This is a genomic window from Pseudomonas sp. Pme6b, from assembly GCF_058129925.1.
Genome location: NZ_CM176704.1, coordinates 1,905,395 through 1,921,682, shown reverse-complemented (window position 1 = coordinate 1,921,682; position 16,288 = coordinate 1,905,395). Strand labels below are relative to the sequence as shown.

The 16,288-nt window shown below is 56.2% G+C and carries 12 protein-coding genes, 4 pseudogenes and 1 other annotated feature; of the genes and pseudogenes, 13 read left to right on the top strand and 3 right to left on the bottom strand.

Annotated elements, in window-relative coordinates; translation table 11 throughout:
* Positions 1-511: 511 nt before the first annotated feature.
* The 10 genes and pseudogenes from pilL2 to AC4ANE_RS08735 form a co-directional block, all read left to right on the top strand.
* A pseudogene (gene pilL2 / locus AC4ANE_RS08780) lies at positions 512-1,075 on the top strand (PFGI-1 class ICE element type IV pilus protein PilL2); the annotation flags it as partial.
* A 128-nt stretch (positions 1,076-1,203) separates the two neighbouring features.
* On the top strand, positions 1,204-3,225 hold the full coding sequence (locus AC4ANE_RS08775; RefSeq protein WP_460408845.1) for a DNA topoisomerase III: 2,022 nt from the start codon (positions 1,204-1,206) through the stop codon (positions 3,223-3,225).
* Positions 3,226-4,296: 1,071 nt separating this feature from the next.
* Positions 4,297-4,830, top strand: a complete 534-nt coding sequence (locus AC4ANE_RS08770) for a regulator (RefSeq protein WP_460230829.1) — start codon at positions 4,297-4,299, stop codon at positions 4,828-4,830.
* A gap of 208 nt (positions 4,831-5,038) precedes the next feature.
* Positions 5,039-5,404 (top strand): hypothetical protein, encoded by a 366-nt coding sequence (locus AC4ANE_RS08765; protein ID WP_460408843.1) that lies wholly within the window; start codon positions 5,039-5,041, stop codon positions 5,402-5,404.
* Between the two features lie 303 nt (positions 5,405-5,707).
* Positions 5,708-5,926, top strand: coding sequence for a hypothetical protein (locus AC4ANE_RS08760; RefSeq protein ID WP_183142423.1), 219 nt, complete (start codon positions 5,708-5,710; stop codon positions 5,924-5,926).
* A gap of 96 nt (positions 5,927-6,022) precedes the next feature.
* On the top strand, positions 6,023-6,595 hold the full coding sequence (locus AC4ANE_RS08755) for an STY4534 family ICE replication protein (RefSeq protein ID WP_122346800.1): 573 nt from the start codon (positions 6,023-6,025) through the stop codon (positions 6,593-6,595).
* 360 nt (positions 6,596-6,955) lie between these two features.
* Positions 6,956-7,291, top strand: a complete 336-nt coding sequence (locus AC4ANE_RS08750) for a hypothetical protein (RefSeq protein ID WP_183142422.1) — start codon at positions 6,956-6,958, stop codon at positions 7,289-7,291.
* Positions 7,292-7,386: 95 nt separating this feature from the next.
* Positions 7,387-7,992: a DUF3275 family protein gene (locus AC4ANE_RS08745; RefSeq protein WP_122346798.1), complete on the top strand. Its 606-nt coding sequence runs from the start codon at positions 7,387-7,389 to the stop codon at positions 7,990-7,992.
* 81 nt (positions 7,993-8,073) lie between these two features.
* Positions 8,074-8,598 carry a hypothetical protein gene (locus AC4ANE_RS08740; RefSeq protein WP_460408840.1) on the top strand — a complete coding sequence of 175 codons (525 nt, stop codon included), beginning with the start codon at positions 8,074-8,076 and terminating at the stop codon, positions 8,596-8,598.
* Between the two features lie 65 nt (positions 8,599-8,663).
* A pseudogene (locus tag AC4ANE_RS08735) lies at positions 8,664-9,083 on the top strand (hypothetical protein); the annotation flags it as partial.
* A gap of 39 nt (positions 9,084-9,122) precedes the next feature.
* On the opposite strand, the gene AC4ANE_RS08730 reads toward AC4ANE_RS08735, so the two are convergent.
* Positions 9,123-10,345 (bottom strand): IS3-like element IS51 family transposase gene (locus tag AC4ANE_RS08730; RefSeq protein WP_095178853.1). Its coding sequence is split into 2 segments (ribosomal slippage): positions 9,123-10,060 and positions 10,060-10,345, totalling 1,224 coding nucleotides; the frame shifts between segments, so codons are not numbered across the junction.
* Positions 9,951-10,067 (bottom strand) — a sequence feature (AL1L pseudoknot). It overlaps the preceding gene by 117 nt.
* Positions 10,346-10,399: 54 nt before the next feature.
* On the opposite strand from AC4ANE_RS08730, the pseudogene AC4ANE_RS08725 reads away from it, so the two are divergent.
* From AC4ANE_RS08725 to AC4ANE_RS08715, 3 genes and pseudogenes are all read left to right on the top strand, one after another.
* A pseudogene (locus AC4ANE_RS08725) lies at positions 10,400-10,579 on the top strand (hypothetical protein); the annotation flags it as partial.
* Between the two features lie 30 nt (positions 10,580-10,609).
* The gene (locus tag AC4ANE_RS08720) at positions 10,610-12,061 is read left to right on the top strand and encodes a DUF6094 domain-containing protein (RefSeq protein ID WP_460408838.1); all 1,452 of its coding nucleotides are present in this window, start codon (positions 10,610-10,612) and stop codon (positions 12,059-12,061) included.
* 103 nt (positions 12,062-12,164) lie between these two features.
* A pseudogene (locus AC4ANE_RS08715) lies at positions 12,165-13,887 on the top strand (SNF2-related protein); the annotation flags it as partial.
* 99 nt (positions 13,888-13,986) lie between these two features.
* On the opposite strand, the gene istB reads toward AC4ANE_RS08715, so the two are convergent.
* Positions 13,987-14,742 carry an IS21-like element ISPsy14 family helper ATPase IstB gene (istB, locus tag AC4ANE_RS08710; RefSeq protein ID WP_002552598.1) on the bottom strand — a complete coding sequence of 252 codons (756 nt, stop codon included), beginning with the start codon at positions 14,740-14,742 and terminating at the stop codon, positions 13,987-13,989.
* Between the two features lie 20 nt (positions 14,743-14,762).
* Positions 14,763-16,277, bottom strand: coding sequence for an IS21 family transposase (gene istA / locus AC4ANE_RS08705; RefSeq protein WP_082301208.1), 1,515 nt, complete (start codon positions 16,275-16,277; stop codon positions 14,763-14,765).
* Positions 16,278-16,288: the final 11 nt, after the last annotated feature.

The following is a 16,288-nucleotide window of genomic DNA, read 5'->3' as shown; positions in this document are numbered from 1 at the left end:
TAGCCATATAGTTAATTCACTAGCCACTTGGTTAGGAATCATGAGTATAACGCTCTGATTTCGCCGAGGGATGTACGTCAGTACACAAAAAGACCTGCCAGCGATGGCAGGTCTTTTTGCATTTGGTGTTTAAAGGCCTGAATCTAGGGGGGCGGGGAGCTGTGAGACAGCTCAGCCCTGGCCGACAGTGATCAGTGTTGCTTACCGTTGAATAGCTTCGATCTTAAACGGCTGGATGGCCAGGCTACCGCTGTTTGGTGTCAATCCGCACCAGTACTGGCTTCCCGCCCATGACGAAAATTTGGGCGGTTCCGGCTTTCCGGCTTACAACCCCGTTATGGAAAATAAGAATAGCAGGAGATTCACCAACGCCTCACAGCTATGACTAGACGCTGACGCCTTCGAGCGTCGATGCGAAGCAAACCTTTCGCGTTCAAGTAAAGGTTTTCAACTGCTATTAGTCGGTTGTCCTGTCACCTTGGCCCCATCACGAAATGGGGTCAAGGCACACATGATCAGGCAGCTCTCCACACTTTCCATACTCGCGATATTCGCCGGATGCACGTCTGTAGTGGACAAACCGGTTGGACCAGCTTACGACAGCAGCCAGAATCCTGAGCTGCTCTCGCCAGAGCTGTATTCAAATGGCGCGAAGCCCGGTCAGGAGCCCACGGTTCGTTACGGTCGATACGCCCTGGTGAATACCGCTCCAGAAGCCGAACAACGCGACCTGATGGCCCAGTTCATCGATGTCAGCATTCCTCCCAACATGCAGCCGTCCGTCCAGGATGCGATGCAATATGTTATCAGCCGCTCGGGCTATGCCTTGTGCCCACCGACCACGGATCACCTAAACATCCTGTTCACGCGCCCCCTTCCTTCCGCGCAATACAAGCTCGGCCCCATGAGCCTGCGCAACACCCTGCAGGTGCTCGCAGGTCCCGCATGGCAGGTCAAAGTCAATGAGGTTACGCGCGATGTCTGTTTCGTACTGCGGCCTGGTTACCAACTTCCGGATACACCAAAGCCCACAGCACCGGTTCAAACTGACCCACCGTCCAACACTGAAAAAACCCGGTAAACAGCACCTTATCAGCCGTGGCCGTTGGGCATTGGCCATCGGCACTGCATCCCCCGGCTACCTTCTCACTCCTACCCCAGACAGCAGGATCTGAGGGCGGGAGAAATCTCATTGGAGTCTTTATGCGTTTGTATCTGTGCGAAAAGCCCAGCCAGGGTAAGGACATTGCCGCCGTGCTCGGAGCAAAAACCCGGGGCGACGGCTGCCTCAGAGGGCCGGGGGTGGTCGTCACCTGGGGAATTGGCCACTTGCTGGAAACAGCCCCGCCGGGTGCCTATGGCGATCACCTGAAAAACTGGAGCCTGGATACGCTTCCCATTCTACCTGCACAGTGGAAAGTCATCGTCAAACCGAAGACCGCCAGCCAGTTCAAGGTCGTGAAGCAGTTGCTCAAAGAAGCAACAGAACTGGTGATCGCGACCGATGCCGACCGCGAAGGTGAGATGATCGCGCGCGAGCTGATCGAGTATTGTGGGTATCGCGGCCCCATTCAGAGATTGTGGTTGTCCGCGCTGAACGAAGCATCCATCCGTCAGGCACTCAGCAGCGTCAAACAGGGTGCGGAAACCTATCCGCTATACCTATCAGCGCTCGCACGCTCCAGGGCGGACTGGCTGATCGGCATGAACTTTTCACGGCTGTTTACCCTGCTCGGACGACAGGCCGGGTACACCGGCGTGCTGTCCGTCGGCCGTGTTCAAACACCGACCCTTCGCCTGGTGGTCGACCGGGACCGGGAAATTGCAAACTTCATCCCCAAACCGTTCTGGAACCTCGACGTTCAGCTCTGCACTGCCGGGCACTCGTTCCTGGCTAAATGGGTCGCCGATGAATCAGTCACCGATGACGAAGGCCGCTGCCTTGATCAGAGCGCAGCAACTGCCGCGCTCAATGCGCTGCAAAATAGCCAGATGGCTACAGCCATCTCTGTGGAGACTGAGCGTGCCCGTGATAGTGCTCCGCTGCCGTTCGATCTGAGTACGCTGCAAGAGGTCTGCTCGGCGAAATTCGGGCTGGGGGTTCAAGAGACGCTGGACGTCGCCCAGGCGCTTTATGAGACCCACAAAGCGACAACCTATCCCAGGACTGACTGCGGTTATCTGCCAGAGAGCATGCTGGATGAAGTCCCCATGGTTCTTGATGCCATCAACCGAACTGATCCCACTATTGGAAAGGCACTCCTGCTGATCGACCCGGAGCAGCGCTCACGGGCGTGGAATGACAAAAAAATCACGGGGCCCCACCATGGAATCATCCCGACCCTGGAACCCGCGAACCTTTCAGCAATGTCTGAGAAGGAGCGCAGGGTCTATGAGTTGATCCGCGCTCACTTTCTTGCGCAGTTCCTGCCTAACCATGAATACGATCGTACCGTGGCGACCTTCGAATCCAATGCAGTTTCACTCCAGGCAGTGGGCAAGCGAATAGTGGTGCCGGGCTGGAAAATTCTATTTCCTAGCTCATCCGAGGAAGAGGGAGACGAAAGTGGGGGTCGGTCACAGACCCTGCCAATGCTGCAGGTTGGCTCTCGATGTGACATCCAGGACCTGCAGCTGAAAGCGCTGAAGACAGAACCTCCCAAGCCCTACACCGAGGGCACGCTGGTCAAGGCAATGAAGACCAGCGCCAAGCTGGTCAAGGATCCACGGCTGGCTCAGAAGCTAAAAGAAACGACGGGGATCGGGACGGAAGCAACTCGCGCCGGGACAATCCAGAGCCTGATCGACCGAGGTTCGCTCATCAAGAAAGGTCGCGCGCTGCGGGCAACTGAAGCAGCGTTTTCACTGATCGATGCGGTGCCTCCAGCAGTGGCCGACCCCGGCACCACTGCGATCTGGGAACAGGCACTCACGATGATCGAGCAAGGCACCCTGACGCTCGATGACTTTATCGCCAGGCAATCGAGTTGGATCACCAGGCTCGTCGATCAGTACAAGGGCACTACCTTGTCGATCAAGGTTCCCGAAGGTCCCAAGTGCCCGTTGTGCAACGCGAAAACCTCGCAGCGCAAAGGAGCCTCAGGTGTTTTCTGGGCGTGTACCAGGTACCCCGAATGCAAAGGTACGGTGAACATCGGTACAGGGAAGAAAAAATCGCCGGGCAAGTCAGCCAAGACGCGCACCGCCACGACCAAAACCGCTTGAACCACTGGATATGGCGGCCTGACAAATGATGTGCCACAATAGATCCATTCACTGTTCCACCCCGCTGGTCACTGACGGTCATCAGTGACACCCTGGAGAAGTCGGCCTTGCCTTCATTCTCCAACCCCAAAGTACGCAAAGCATCGGGAGGGGCGTACAGATCTTGTTGTGAATTCTCCCTGTGTCTCCCTGTTCAATAGCAGACACGCAGCCGTCTAACTCGTGAAAGCGGGTTCATAGGCACATAGGGTTCATGGAAGGTTCGATGCATAATCGTCTAAGGGTCACACTGGTGTTGTGGCCCACTTTTTTTCAAATTCCCCCGCTTTTTCGGAAGGTAACCTGGTCATCTCGCAGCGCGCTGGATGACCAGGTTACCTTCCGAGGTAGCCACTTTTCGCTGCCGGTGCCCGCCGGTGAAAAAACGGGCTCCTTTTGTGCGCGAATGCGTGCCTTTTGATTACTGGCCCAAGCCACGACAACGGGTCGGGTGATGTCGATGAAGCAATGCGTGCGATCAATGCCCAGGGATCCTCGCTGAGCTTGCGCTCACAGGTGGCACATTTTTCAAGTTATAGCCAAGCCCACATTGGCTGAGAGTGATCGTCTGTGACGATGATAACTCTCAGCACGATTCTCATCGTTATCCTCTTGGCCGCTGCGCTCAAGTGATCCCCGATCTGGCGAGCATTCTCGCCTAAATGGTGTCCGACTCATTACGTCATTGCCGTTCACCCAAGATCATAAGCGATTCCTGCGCTACTACTGCTTGACAAGCCCTCCCCGAATTCACATTCTGAAACATGTACCGCTGACGTTGTCAGCCACATGCCCGGGTAGTCTGGATCTCATGACTACGGTGCGTTCAACGCATTGATCCATCCTCAAGTTCGCAAAGCTTCCGGAGGCGCGAACGATCGGTATTCCGTACCGATGGATGCATACTTCACGTCGCACACCGTGCTGCACTCGGCTTAGCCGAGTCATATCATATAACTCACCTACCCTCGGGGAATACTTTCCCTCGGGGACAAGTGTCTCCGTTTTCTGCTGTTTGAACGGAGATAGACCATGCCGAACCACGCGGCTTCACCCTCACCACTCCAAAATGTTGAGATTACTGAACGCGTCAACATGCTGTACGGCGACGCATGTCGTAAGTTTCCCACATACGAAACTATGGTCCTCAAACATTTCTGTTCGCGGATGATCGAGACTTTTGGCGATGACGAAACGTCTCCAGAAGTGGCGGAGACATTTGCCTATGCACGCTGCGCCTATGATTATCTTTCACCGCCGGAAATTGAGGCACACATGGACGATAATCGTAGTCACGGCATCTGCAGCCACGGTCTGACTGAAAACACTTGTCCTTGCGGGTGTTTTGAGCTCCCCGGGCCAGATGACCATGTGGACTTCAGTACAGATGCATATTACCCCGAGGATGATTCGGAGCTCATCTGCAAAGAGTGGGCTAAGAAAGAGGAGCGCTGGCGTCAAGAGGAAATTGCAGACGCAAGTAGAACCGACATGAAAGCAATTGTCCTCAACACAAAGAACGCCTGTATCCGGAGCGTCCTCAATATCTTGCGCCTATGGCGTTGATGTTCTCAGCAGCACCCCAGGTAGTCTGGATCTCATGACTACGATGCGTTCTGCGCATTGATCCAACCTAAAGTTCGCAAAGCTTCCGGAGGCGCGAACGATCGGTGATGTAAACGCCGATGGATGCACATTAAACGCGTCACTCACCCAGCGGGGAATCACTCCCCTCTCGGGCGGTGTTCTCCGCATTTTTCCCAGGAGAAACACCATGAGTTCAGCAAGCTTTCGTTTTGGCGTTAGGGTTGGTACAGCATTGCGTGAATGCATCCGTGCGGTCACTCATAAGCTGAATTCTGAACCCGTGCAAGTGGCACCACAGCAAGTCAGGACAATGCCTGAACCTGTGATGTCCAACGAACAGTGGGAAAAATACCGCCTGCCGGCATTGGCTCGATGCAAACACGTCGATCTTGGTGGCTGGTATGATCACCACATGCAAGAAATTCAGGCCAAACCCCTGAAGAAACCCCGGAAATCTCGCGCATCGAAGGCGCTGGAAACATCCCCAAAGCAGGATGCTGAACCACCAGTTAAGGCCCCTGTCATGGGTCCTCTGGACCAGCTCATTGCTTGATACTCCCCTCCCTGACTAGCCCCTCATTTATTGAGGGGCTTTTTTCATTTGAAGGGTTGACAAACGAATCTCTCTTAAAGGATTCTAAAGCCATGTACCGCTGACGTTGTCAGCAACATGCCCGAGGTAGTCTGGATTTCATGACTACGATGCGTTTTTCGCATTAATCCAACCCCGAGTTCGCAAAGCATTCGGAAGCGCGAACGGTTGATCAGTTTATCTGGTTGATGGATGCACAATGATTCTCTCACCCCATCGGGACCTTTCCCGTAGGGTTGGTCTCGTGCCCAGCAGGAGACCTTCATGAAAAGCAGTATTGCGCTGTACCAAGCATTGATTTCGATTGATGTCGAGGAAACCCGCGCCGCTGCAGTTGTCGATGCCTTGGAGTCTGACATGCAAACGCAGCTCGCCACCAAAGCCGATCTCGACAAACTTGAACTCAAACTTTCAATTCGTATGGCACTCATGCTGACTGCGGCTGTAGGTGTCATGCTTACTGCGCTCAGATTCATGCATTGATTGTCGTAAAATTTCGCTTTACCACCCATGCGGGGAATACCTTCCCCCTGGGCGAAGTGTATCTCCGCTTTGATCATTCAAAACTGGAGACACACCATGAGCAACTCTACTAACGAAAGCAAATACTTCGACCTGCACACCGTCGGCATTGGCTATCTCAACCGCATTCGTGAAGTGAAGCCTCGTAAGGGCGCTCCTTTCATGGCTGTGACAGTAGCGGCCCTCAAAGGCACATCTGAGAAACCTGAGTACGCCTACATCGACTGCAACGTGGTTGGTGCTGAAGCTGACAAGCTGATTCGCCGTTGCCAGGAAGCTGTTGCTGCCGAGAAGAAGGTTCTTGTCTCTTTCCGGATTGGCGATATCTGGGCTGATGTTTTTACCTACAGCAGTGGTGCTAAGCAGGGCCAAGCAGGTGTCAGCCTCAAAGGCCGTCTCTTGTACCTTGCCTGGATCAAAGTTGAAGGTGAATACGTCTATCAGGCTCCGCAGAAAGAAGAAGCACCTGCCTCTTCTGAAAGTTCAGAGTCCGAAGCTACCCCAGTCGTTCAATCCGAGGCGTCTGCCGCAAGCGAACCAACTGATGTAGCTACTTCAGCTGCGACTCCCTCTAAGCCAACACGAGCAAAACCAGCTCGCGCAGGACGAGGAGAGAAACAAGCCGCTTGATAGATCTTTTACAACCTCAAGGCGCCCTGCAGGCGCCTTTTCTTTTCATCACAACCTAGGTGTCGATTTCATGAAAAGCGCCATCGCTACGCTCGTGCTTATAGTGTTAAGCATCTTTTTTTTGGAATGTGGACAGCAAATGTCCGCGCAAGTATTGACTCAGATAGGGGCTGGAGGATTGGTAGCCACTTTCCTTTCCTTGATGGCTACCGCAATGATGTCCTGATACGACACGTATGCCAGATGACTTTCACTTTATAGAAAGATTCTAACTAACCGTTCTCAAGAACGTAAACCAACCTGACCGGGTAATTCACCTCCCGGTCGGGCCAGGTGGTTGCCCGCACCTGGAGAATTACTATGTCCATCACCATAAATCACTTGCCATCCACTTTGCTGAAACTGCCTGTTGTGCTGACTCCTTCCGCCTGGAAAGAATCGGTTCATTTGGAACAACCATCACACATTGCGGAGGTCGGCACTCGTCTTGGCGAAGTCGTACTCGAAGCCTATCGCGAGCTGCATCTGCAGCCAGATGAGGTTCAGATCGACTTCGGTATCTATCGTTTTCTGCCCAACGGTGACCGCTCGGGGCGTCATTGGCTCGAACTGAAACTTCATCGGATGGATGCCATAAACGGCAATTCCTACCTTTGCATTTCGCTTAGAGCTGAACAGCCTCTCAACCTCTTCTGACCCAGTCGTCAACCTGAAACCACGAACAAGCCCGAATCTTCGGGCTTTTTTTCGGGCTCCCATATAAGTGGCCTGCCCGATAATCCGGAGTAGTCATGATCAACCTGCCCGGCTATTTGGCCATACGCACCATCAGCGGTCGCAACGGCGCTTTCAACGTTGGGCGACTTTCGACGTCCATCGGTGAGTTCGTTATCAAGGACGCGCTGCTGGACCAGTACCACGAGGGCAAATATCGAGGCGATTTTGCTATCACCGAGATTCGCCCTTCTTACTACACCAACGGCGGCAGACTGGTTGTAGAGATCCGCGCCAGGCTGGACAGCATGTCGTTGGACGACGTAGCCAACCTCAGCGCAGATGAAGCTGAAAGGCTGTCAAACCATGAAACTGACCCAATAGACGAAGAGGTTTCGGGAGGTTCGCCTCCAGCCAAAGCCCGGCGCGCTGTTCCCACGATGTCCAAGATTCCAACTGATGACAGCGACGCACCGTTCGGTATGGCGAAAGCAGTGCCGAAATCGGATACGTCCCTGACACCTGACATTGAGCTGTTTGGCACGATCTGGCCAATTGGAAACTCAGTCAGACTGGACACAACCGTAGATCGCCAGCGGTTACGGCAACAATGTGTTCGACTCGGCGAGCTCGGCTACGAACTCGATTTCAAGCTGCAGACCTGGAACCTACGCAGCCTTTAACGCGATCTGGACCTGATAACTCTCTTTGCACGCCCTTGAGGACTCCCTCATGGGTGCTCCTCACACTTACAGGAGCATCACATGAACCCAGTTTTCAAAACCCTTACTAAAGCGATCCTGGAAAATGTTGAGGATCAGCTCGCCAACAACGAGGATGCGCATGACGGCGAGTTGTGGGACTTCATGGTGGACGAGCTCGGCCTTACTGGCGAGCAAGCTGACGCCGCTGTGGCCCTTCGACCTCTCTATCGTTGCGAGATCTACCTCACCGGCCAAAGCCCGCTGTACCAGGCAAACAGCATCTCGTTCGACCCCCGCGAGAAGAAACTCGTATCTGTCGAGCCTTTCAGCTTCGATCAGGTAATAGCTGTGTACCTAATCCTCTTGCAGGGTAGACATGGCTATCGGCTCAAACTAGGTAACCACTGGGCAGCAGGATTGAATCCGGAAGGCCTGTTGTGCTGCACCCAGCTGGATCCCTGCGACCCAGACGCCGTGTTTGAGGTGTTTGAATTTGCCCCTGACGCATGGGTTGATGGTCACTGGCAGTGTGAAACGCAAGAGCAGACACGCTCAGCCATCGATACACCTGTATTCATTAAGTAAACATACTAAATCCTGAGGGGCTTCTTCGCCCTCGGGGCGGGTGCCCCTCCTCATCGGAGGTCCTTATGCCCAGCCATACACAGTTGTTCCACATTGAAGAATGCCCGGATCTGTACGTCGACGCGTGCGTCTGTGACGAGCAGCGAAACCTGATATTCCTCTCAGCCTGGGGCCGCGACACGGCCATGCAGGAGTTTGTGGCCAGGCTAACACTCGGTAACTCCGAGAACGGCCTGGAACAGTTTCATATCGTCATGAATGACCAACGCATCCCCGTGTTCCCTGATACGGGTCAGTTGGAAAAACGTACCACTCGCCCGCTTCGCGGATCGCTTTTCGGCAGCCTGTTGCACTTGTGGTTGTTCGATCTGCGTTGCTCGCAGCCGGATAGAGCAAACCATTCTGCTTACGCGCTCATCAATCAAGCCCAAGACCCGTTCGATAGGTTATGGCCGCTGATCGTAGACACTTGCCCTCTTCCGTTCTGAACCGCCCCGGGTTTCTCGGAGACCCTTTTGTTTGAGTCATGCCACCTGGGCAGACTCGGTGAGTTGCTGATAATAGATTGCTTCTGCTTCGACCGGTGGAATATGACCGATTGGCTCCAGCAGGCGGCGGTGATTGAACCAGTCCACCCATTTCAGGGTTTCCAGCTCCACCGCCCCCCGTGTGGGCCAAGAGCGTCGATGAATCACTTCAGCCTTGTAAAGACCATTGATGGTCTCAGCCAAAGCATTGTCGTAAGAGTCACCGACACTCCCGACCGATGGCTCAATACCGGCTTCGACAAGACGCTCGGTATAGCGAATGGACACGTACTGCACGCCACGGTCACTGTGGTGAATGAGTCCACCCTGCTTGACTGGGCGACGGGCGTAAAGGGCTTGCTCCAGTGCATCGAGTACAAAATCGGTACGCGCTGAACTGGACACCTTCCAACCGACGATGAATCGGGCAAAGACATCAATGATGAAGGCCACGTAAACAAAACCCTGCCAGGTACTGACGTAGGTAAAGTCCGATACCCATAGGGCGTTCGGGCACTCAGCCACAAACTGACGGTTGACATGATCCTGCGGGCACGGCCTGGCTTGGTCGCTGACCGTCGTCTTGACGGGCTTGCCGCGTACCACGCCTTGCAGGCCCAGCTCTCCCATCAGACGTTGCACCGTACAGCGGGCGACTTGCAGTCCGTCACGCAGCAATTGTCGCCAGACCTTGCGCACGCCATATACCTGGAAGTGCTCATCCCAGACTCGCTGGATGTGCTCACCCAGTTCCTGGTCACGCTGCGCACGCGCTGACTGCTGGCTGGGGTCAGCCTGCTGAGCAGCGTACCGGTAGTACGTCGACGGGGCGATTGGCAACACCTTGCAAATCGGCTCGACCCCGTAAGACTGGCGGTTTTCATCAATAAACGTCTTCATCGTTTGAATGGGCGGTCGAGCTCCGCCTGGGCAAAATAGGCTGAGGCCTTACGCAAGATCTCGTTAGCTTGACGCAACTGACGGTTCTCACGCTCCAAGAGCTTGACTCGCTCACGTTCGACTGTGCTCAGCCCATCACGCTGGCCGCTGTTGCGCTCAGATTGGCGAACCCACAGCCGTAATGTCTCGGGCGTGCAGCCGATCTTGGGGGCAATGGCACTGATGGTGGCCCACTGCGACTCGTACTCAGGAAGGTGTTCGAAAACCATCCTGATGGCCCGCTCACGGACCTCTGGGGAATACTTCGGTAGTTTTTTCATCGCTCCATCCTCTCAAAGGTTGGAGTCTCCGAGAAACCCGGGGCGGTTCAGCTCCTTCCACATTGGCGTGAGCCGGTGATGGAAGTCCTTACTGCGCACAACATGTTGCACCCGCTACCGGGAGCTATTGGCTCGGTGACAGCCTGGCGTTTGTCGCTGCAGCTGGACGTGCTCGAAAAAGCCCTGGGCGAACTCATTCGCGAAGGAAAACTGACCACTGAAGTGACAGCGTAGCTCTGCGCCGAACCTACCAAGGAGCCAACCATGGCTTTGATGTTTTCACGGCTTGCCCGTAATTTTGCACGCAATGGATACTACCCGACTGACGAACTGACGCTGGAACGCACTCTGCAGGCGTTGGTGCCAGCTTCCTCGGGACGAATGCGGATACTTGATCCGTGTTCGGGAGAAGGCGTGGCGTTGGCTGAAGTCGCACACCGTCTGGAGCGCGACCGAACCGAGGCGTATGCGGTTGAGTACGACAAAGAGCGCGCTGATCACTCGAAAACGTTGCTGGACCGAGTGCTGCAGGGTGACTTGATGGACACCATGATCTCTCGACAGTCCTTCGGACTGCTTTGGCTCAACCCTCCCTACGGTGACCTGGTCGCTGACCACTCTGGCGCGTCACAGTACCAGGGTAGCGGCAGACGGAGGCTGGAGAAAGCGTTCTACCAACGATCACTGCCGTTGCTGCAGTACGGAGGGGTGATGGTATTTATCGTTCCTCACTACGTGCTGGACGACGAGCTGTGCGGCTGGCTCACCAATCACTTTACCGGGCTGCGGATATGCGCTGCGGTAGACCGGACGTTCAAACAGGTCGTTATATTCGGGATCAGGGTACGCCGTCAGGATCTGGCAAGGCCTCGGGAAGTGGCTGCGATGCGTGAGCATTTGCGGGCAATCGGATCCGGGGAGCAAGCTGCTGATCTGCTACCGGCCACCTGGCAATGGGAGCAATACGCTGTCCTGCCGATCGCCAATGATCTGGAACACTTCTACCGAATCACGCTTGAACCAGAGCAATTCAGTGAAGAGGTTCTTCGTCTGAAAGGCCTATGGCCTGACTTCACGCTGCACTTTGGCCAGACTGGCGCTCAACCGCGCGCGCCCGTGAAGGCACTTTCACGGTGGCACTTAGCATTGGCACTCGCTGCTGGAGCCATAACCGGTGTGGTGACCTCTCGGTCCGGGCGCGTCCTTGTCCTCAAGGGCGACACCTACAAGGATAAGGTTCCCAAGACCGAATTCACCGAGGACGAGGACGGCAACGTTTTCGAGACACGGATACTGACTGATCGTTTTGTGCCCAGGATTCGGGCATGGGATATGACGCCAGACTCATCCTATCTCGGGTGCGCACTGACCATCAGCTCGGATGCGACAACACCAGCTGCACACGCAACTACCTCAAACACTGTTGCATGTAGTCAGGACCCTTCATTTGAAATGGGCCATGTGATGCTCACGCATAGCGTTCAAAGTCTGCTCGAAAACAACTCTCTCGACGTGATGCAGTACCTGCGGCGTCACGCGACGGGCGATTGGGGCGAGATTTCGAACGACGACTGGGACAGCAACCAGCAAGCACTGAGTGCTGAAGGTCGATTGTTTTCCGGGTATGACATCAACGCTGGAGATGAAACCAGACTTTGGATCATCACCGAGGTCGATCGCTCCGTGACCACCATCATGTTGCCGTCGGACTACTGACAGCGCATTACACAAAACATTCTCTCAACCAACCCGCAGGGTACGCCCAATACCCTCCGTGGTGTCGTGCGTGCCCTGTTTCAGCCCTATGTGGAGAAACATCATGAACGACCTGACTGTGACAGAGGCTGTTAACCACTTCCAAGCCAATGCTTTATATATTGGACTCACTGAATTCATCGAAGAATTCGGCGATGAGCTTCTGGAATCTCTCAACCGCTCAAACCCGCCGGTCTATGCCGGCATCGACAATCCGGCTCGGCAGCGGGTGATGGACGGTCTCAAACGACAGCCCTTCCCAGCGCAGGCTCAAGTGGTCCAGGCAATTGCCGCGCTTTTGCTGGATCAGAATGAGCAGGCTGGCATCATCAATGCCGAGATGGGTACAGGCAAAACGATGATGGCCATTGCGCTCGCTGCAGTCATGCATGGAGCTGGTTATCGCCGGACGATGGTCATCGCGCCTCCGCATCTGGTCTACAAATGGCGGCGCGAGATCCTCGAAACCATCCCTGACGCTCGTGTCTGGGTGCTCAATGGACCGGATACCCTGGTCAAGCTGCTGAAGCTGCGCGACCAACTGGGCGATACCTACGACGGGCGTCAGGAGTTTTTCATTCTCGGCCGCGTGCGGATGCGGATGGGGTTCCACTGGCGTCTGGCCTTTTGGCAACGGCGTGCCGGCGGTGGAAGGAGCCTGGCAGCGTGTCCAGATTGTGGGCGTCTGCTCCAGGACCAGGAAGGCAATCTGATCACCGCTGAGGAATTTCAGCGCGAAGAGCGACGTCGACGCTGCGATCACTGTGATGCCGCTTTATGGACGCTGATGCGACCGGGCAAACCAGATGGCGGCAGCCGCCGCAACACGATCCTCAAGTCGATGTGCCGCATCCCTACGATCGGACCTGTTCGTGCAGAACGGCTTTTATCTGACTTCGGCGAAGACTTTCTCGCCTCAATGCTTCTGGACAATGTCTCTGAGTTCATCAACCTGATGGACGCCAAAGGCAATTTCATCTTCAGCGACCGCCAGGCCAAGCGCATGGAGCGTGCGATGGCCAACATCGAGTTCGGGTTCGGCGAGGGGGGTTACCAACCCACCGAATTCATCAAACGCTACCTACCTGACGGGTGCTTCGACCTACTGGTCGTGGACGAGGGACACGAGTACAAAAACAGTGGATCTGCTCAAGGCCAGGCTATGGGCGTGCTCGCAGCCAAAGCTCGAAAGACTGTGCTGCTGACCGGCACTCTCATGGGCGGCTATGCAGACGATCTGTTCTACCTACTGTTCCGGATCCTCACCAGACGTATGATCGAGGACGGCTATCAGCCCAACGCGCGAGGAAGCATGGCGCCGGCGGCGATGTCTTTTATGCGGGATCACGGGGTATTGAAGGACATCTACACCGAGCGTGATGGCAGCTCTCACAAGACGGCCAAAGGCAAGAAACTCTCAGTGCGGACGGTCAAAGCTCCGGGCTTCGGCCCGAAAGGCATACACCGCTTCGTTCTACCCTTCACGGTGTTCCTGAAACTCAAGGATATCGGCGGCAACGTGCTACCTGGTTACCGGGAGGAGTTCATTGACGTACCGATGTCTCCAGACCAGGAGGCGGCTCACCGTAAGCTTGCCCAGACATTGACCGTCGAGCTTCGCCAGGCGCTGGCCCGCAGAGACACCACACTGTTAGGGGTGGTGTTGAACGTGCTACTGGCATGGCCGGACTGCTGCTTTCGACCTGAGGTGGTGAAACATCCCCGTTCCAGAGACACGTTGGCTTTTGTGCCGTCGGTCTTCGAAGACGATGAGCTCATGCCTGCGAATTCCACGTCATCCGGACACTCAGCCCACCAACATCCGGACACTCGTTCCACGCTTATCCGGACAGGCAGTCGGAGCGCAGCGACGCAGGTTTGCATTGTTAGTCTGAAGCCCCTGCCGCCGTCAATTTCGTTGCGCGCCTGCGCATCGATTCACCCTTCAGTTCAATTCGATAAGCGTTATGCACCAGCCGGTCGAGGATCGCATCGCCCAAGGTCGGATCGCCGATCAACGCATGCCATTTGTCCACTGGCATTTGGCTGGTCACCAGCGTCGAGCGGTTGCCGTAGCGGTCGTCCAGCAGCTCAAGCATGTCGCGCCGTTGCGCGGCGGTAAACGGTGCCAGGCCCCAGTCGTCCAGGATCAGCAGGTCAGTCTTGGCGTAGCCGGCCATCAATTTGGCGAAGCGGCCATCGCCGTGGGCCAGGCCTAGTTCTTCCATCAAGCGCGGCAGACGCAGATAGCGCACGCTGTAACCGTCGCGGCAGGCTTTGTGAGCCAGCGCGCAGGCAAGCCAGGTTTTACCTACGCCCGTCGGCCCGCCGATGATCAGGTTCAGGCCATCGCGCAGCCATTGGCCGCTGCCCAGTTGCAGGATCAAGGCCTTATCCAGGCCACGCGGGCTGCGGTAGTCGATGTCTTCCAGGCAGGCGTTGTGGCGCAACCGCGCGGCTTTGAGGCGGGTGGTCAGGCGGGCGTCTTCGCGCTCGGTCAGCTCGCGATCGACCATCAGACCGAAGCGTTCGTCGAAGCTCAGATCATTGATATCAGGCGTTGCGTGTTGTTCGCCCAGCGACTTGATCATGCCGTGCAGGCGCAAGGTTTGTAGCTTGTCGAGCGTTGGATTCGGTAGCATTTCGAAGCTCCTTTCTCAGGTCAGTGGTAGTAGCCCGGGCCACGCAGGTTGATGTGCTCGTCAGGCAGCAGCGGCAGGTTTTGCTGGGCCAGCGGCAGGCGCTCCAGCCCTTGGCGCAGGATCGACTCGAGGCTTTTGTAGCTGCATGCGCCCAGTGCCAGCGCACGCTGGCACGCGGCTTCCAGCCGCGCTTCGCCGTGCTGTTTGCTCAGGCGCAGGATGCCCAGGCAGGCGCGGAAGCCGTGTTGCGGATGGATTCGGCGTTCGAGGATGTAGGTGATGACGCCGGCGGTGTTAGGCCCGGTCTGCTCTGCCCAGCGGATCAGCCGTTGCGGTGTCCATTCGGCGTGCTCGCGGTGGCTCTTGGGCATGTGCTCGGTTTGGGTGGTGTGGCGGCCTTTGTGCTGCGAGCGAAGGTGGCTGGCCACGCGCTGGTTGGCGTGGAAGCACTCGACGGTCTGGGCCGTGAGCCGCACTTCGACTTGGTGCTTCACCAGCTGGTACGGCACCGAGTAAAAGTGGCCATCGACCTCAACGTGATAGTCGATATGGACGCGTACCTTTTTCCATTCGGCATAGACGTACGGGTGTTCCGGCAGGCCTTCCAGGGCCGGTTGGTCGATGGCCTCGAAGGCTGACCGGCGTGAGCCGGGCAGCTTTTTGAAGGGCTTGTGGTTGAGGCGATCCAGCAGTAGCGCGATGGCTGTGTTGAGTTCGCCAAGCGAGAAGAACTGGCGGTTGCGCAGCACCGCCAGGATCCAGCGTTCGACCACTTGCACGCCGACTTCGACCTTGGCTTTGTCCTTGGGCTTGCGCGAGCGAGCAGGCAAGACGGCGACGCCGTAATGCTCGGCCAGATCGCGGTAGCTGGGGTTGATATCCGGCTCGTAACGGTGCGCTTTAGTCACGCCACTGCGCAGATTATCGGGCACCAGGATCTGCGTTGTGCCGCCGAAAAAAGCAAAGCATCGGACGTGCGAGCCCAGCCAGTCGGGCAGTTTCTGCGACCAGGTGGCCTCGGCAAAGGTGTAGCTGGACGCGCCGAGAACGGCGACGAAGATCTGAGCCTGACGGATCTCGCCGGTTTGTCGGTCGATGACCGGCGCTGTTTGCCCGGCGTAATCGACGAACAGCTTTTCGCCAGCACGATGCTCCTGGCGCATGACCACGTCGACCTTGGCGGTCCAAAGGCGGTAGTGCTCGCAGAACCAGCTGTATTGGAAGCCTTGCGGGTGAGCGAGTCGATATTCCTGCCAGAGCAAGGCCAAAGTGACGCCGGGGCGGCGCAACTCCGCGTGTACCCATGCCCAGTCAGGCATTGGGCGCTGGTCGGTCGGCACTGGCACTGCCGGTGGAAACAGCCGTCGATTCAACTCCGCGTCAGAAATATCGATGGGCCACTGAAGCCCACTGGCGGCGAACCGGCAAAGGTAATCCCCTGCACTCGAATGGCCGATGGATAAGCTGGCGGCGATCTTGCGCACGGACAGGCCAGCGTCGAACTTTAGGCGTAGTACCTCTCGGATTTTATGCATGGATAAACGCT

Excerpts from the sequence above, each read along its gene's own strand:
- AC4ANE_RS08745 (WP_122346798.1), top strand. The coding sequence starts at position 7,387 with ATGATCAACCTGCCCGGCTATTTGGCCATACGCACCATCAGCGGTCGC.
- AC4ANE_RS08765 (WP_460408843.1), top strand. The coding sequence starts at position 5,039 with ATGAGTTCAGCAAGCTTTCGTTTTGGCGTTAGGGTTGGTACAGCATTG.
- istA (WP_082301208.1), bottom strand. The coding sequence starts at position 16,277 with ATGCATAAAATCCGAGAGGTACTACGCCTAAAGTTCGACGCTGGCCTG.
- AC4ANE_RS08740 (WP_460408840.1), top strand. The coding sequence starts at position 8,074 with ATGAACCCAGTTTTCAAAACCCTTACTAAAGCGATCCTGGAAAATGTT.
- istB (WP_002552598.1), bottom strand. The coding sequence starts at position 14,742 with ATGCTACCGAATCCAACGCTCGACAAGCTACAAACCTTGCGCCTGCAC.
- AC4ANE_RS08770 (WP_460230829.1), top strand. The coding sequence starts at position 4,297 with ATGCCGAACCACGCGGCTTCACCCTCACCACTCCAAAATGTTGAGATT.
- AC4ANE_RS08750 (WP_183142422.1), top strand. The coding sequence starts at position 6,956 with ATGTCCATCACCATAAATCACTTGCCATCCACTTTGCTGAAACTGCCT.
- AC4ANE_RS08775 (WP_460408845.1), top strand. The coding sequence starts at position 1,204 with ATGCGTTTGTATCTGTGCGAAAAGCCCAGCCAGGGTAAGGACATTGCC.
- AC4ANE_RS08760 (WP_183142423.1), top strand. The coding sequence starts at position 5,708 with ATGAAAAGCAGTATTGCGCTGTACCAAGCATTGATTTCGATTGATGTC.
- AC4ANE_RS08720 (WP_460408838.1), top strand. The coding sequence starts at position 10,610 with ATGGCTTTGATGTTTTCACGGCTTGCCCGTAATTTTGCACGCAATGGA.
- AC4ANE_RS08755 (WP_122346800.1), top strand. The coding sequence starts at position 6,023 with ATGAGCAACTCTACTAACGAAAGCAAATACTTCGACCTGCACACCGTC.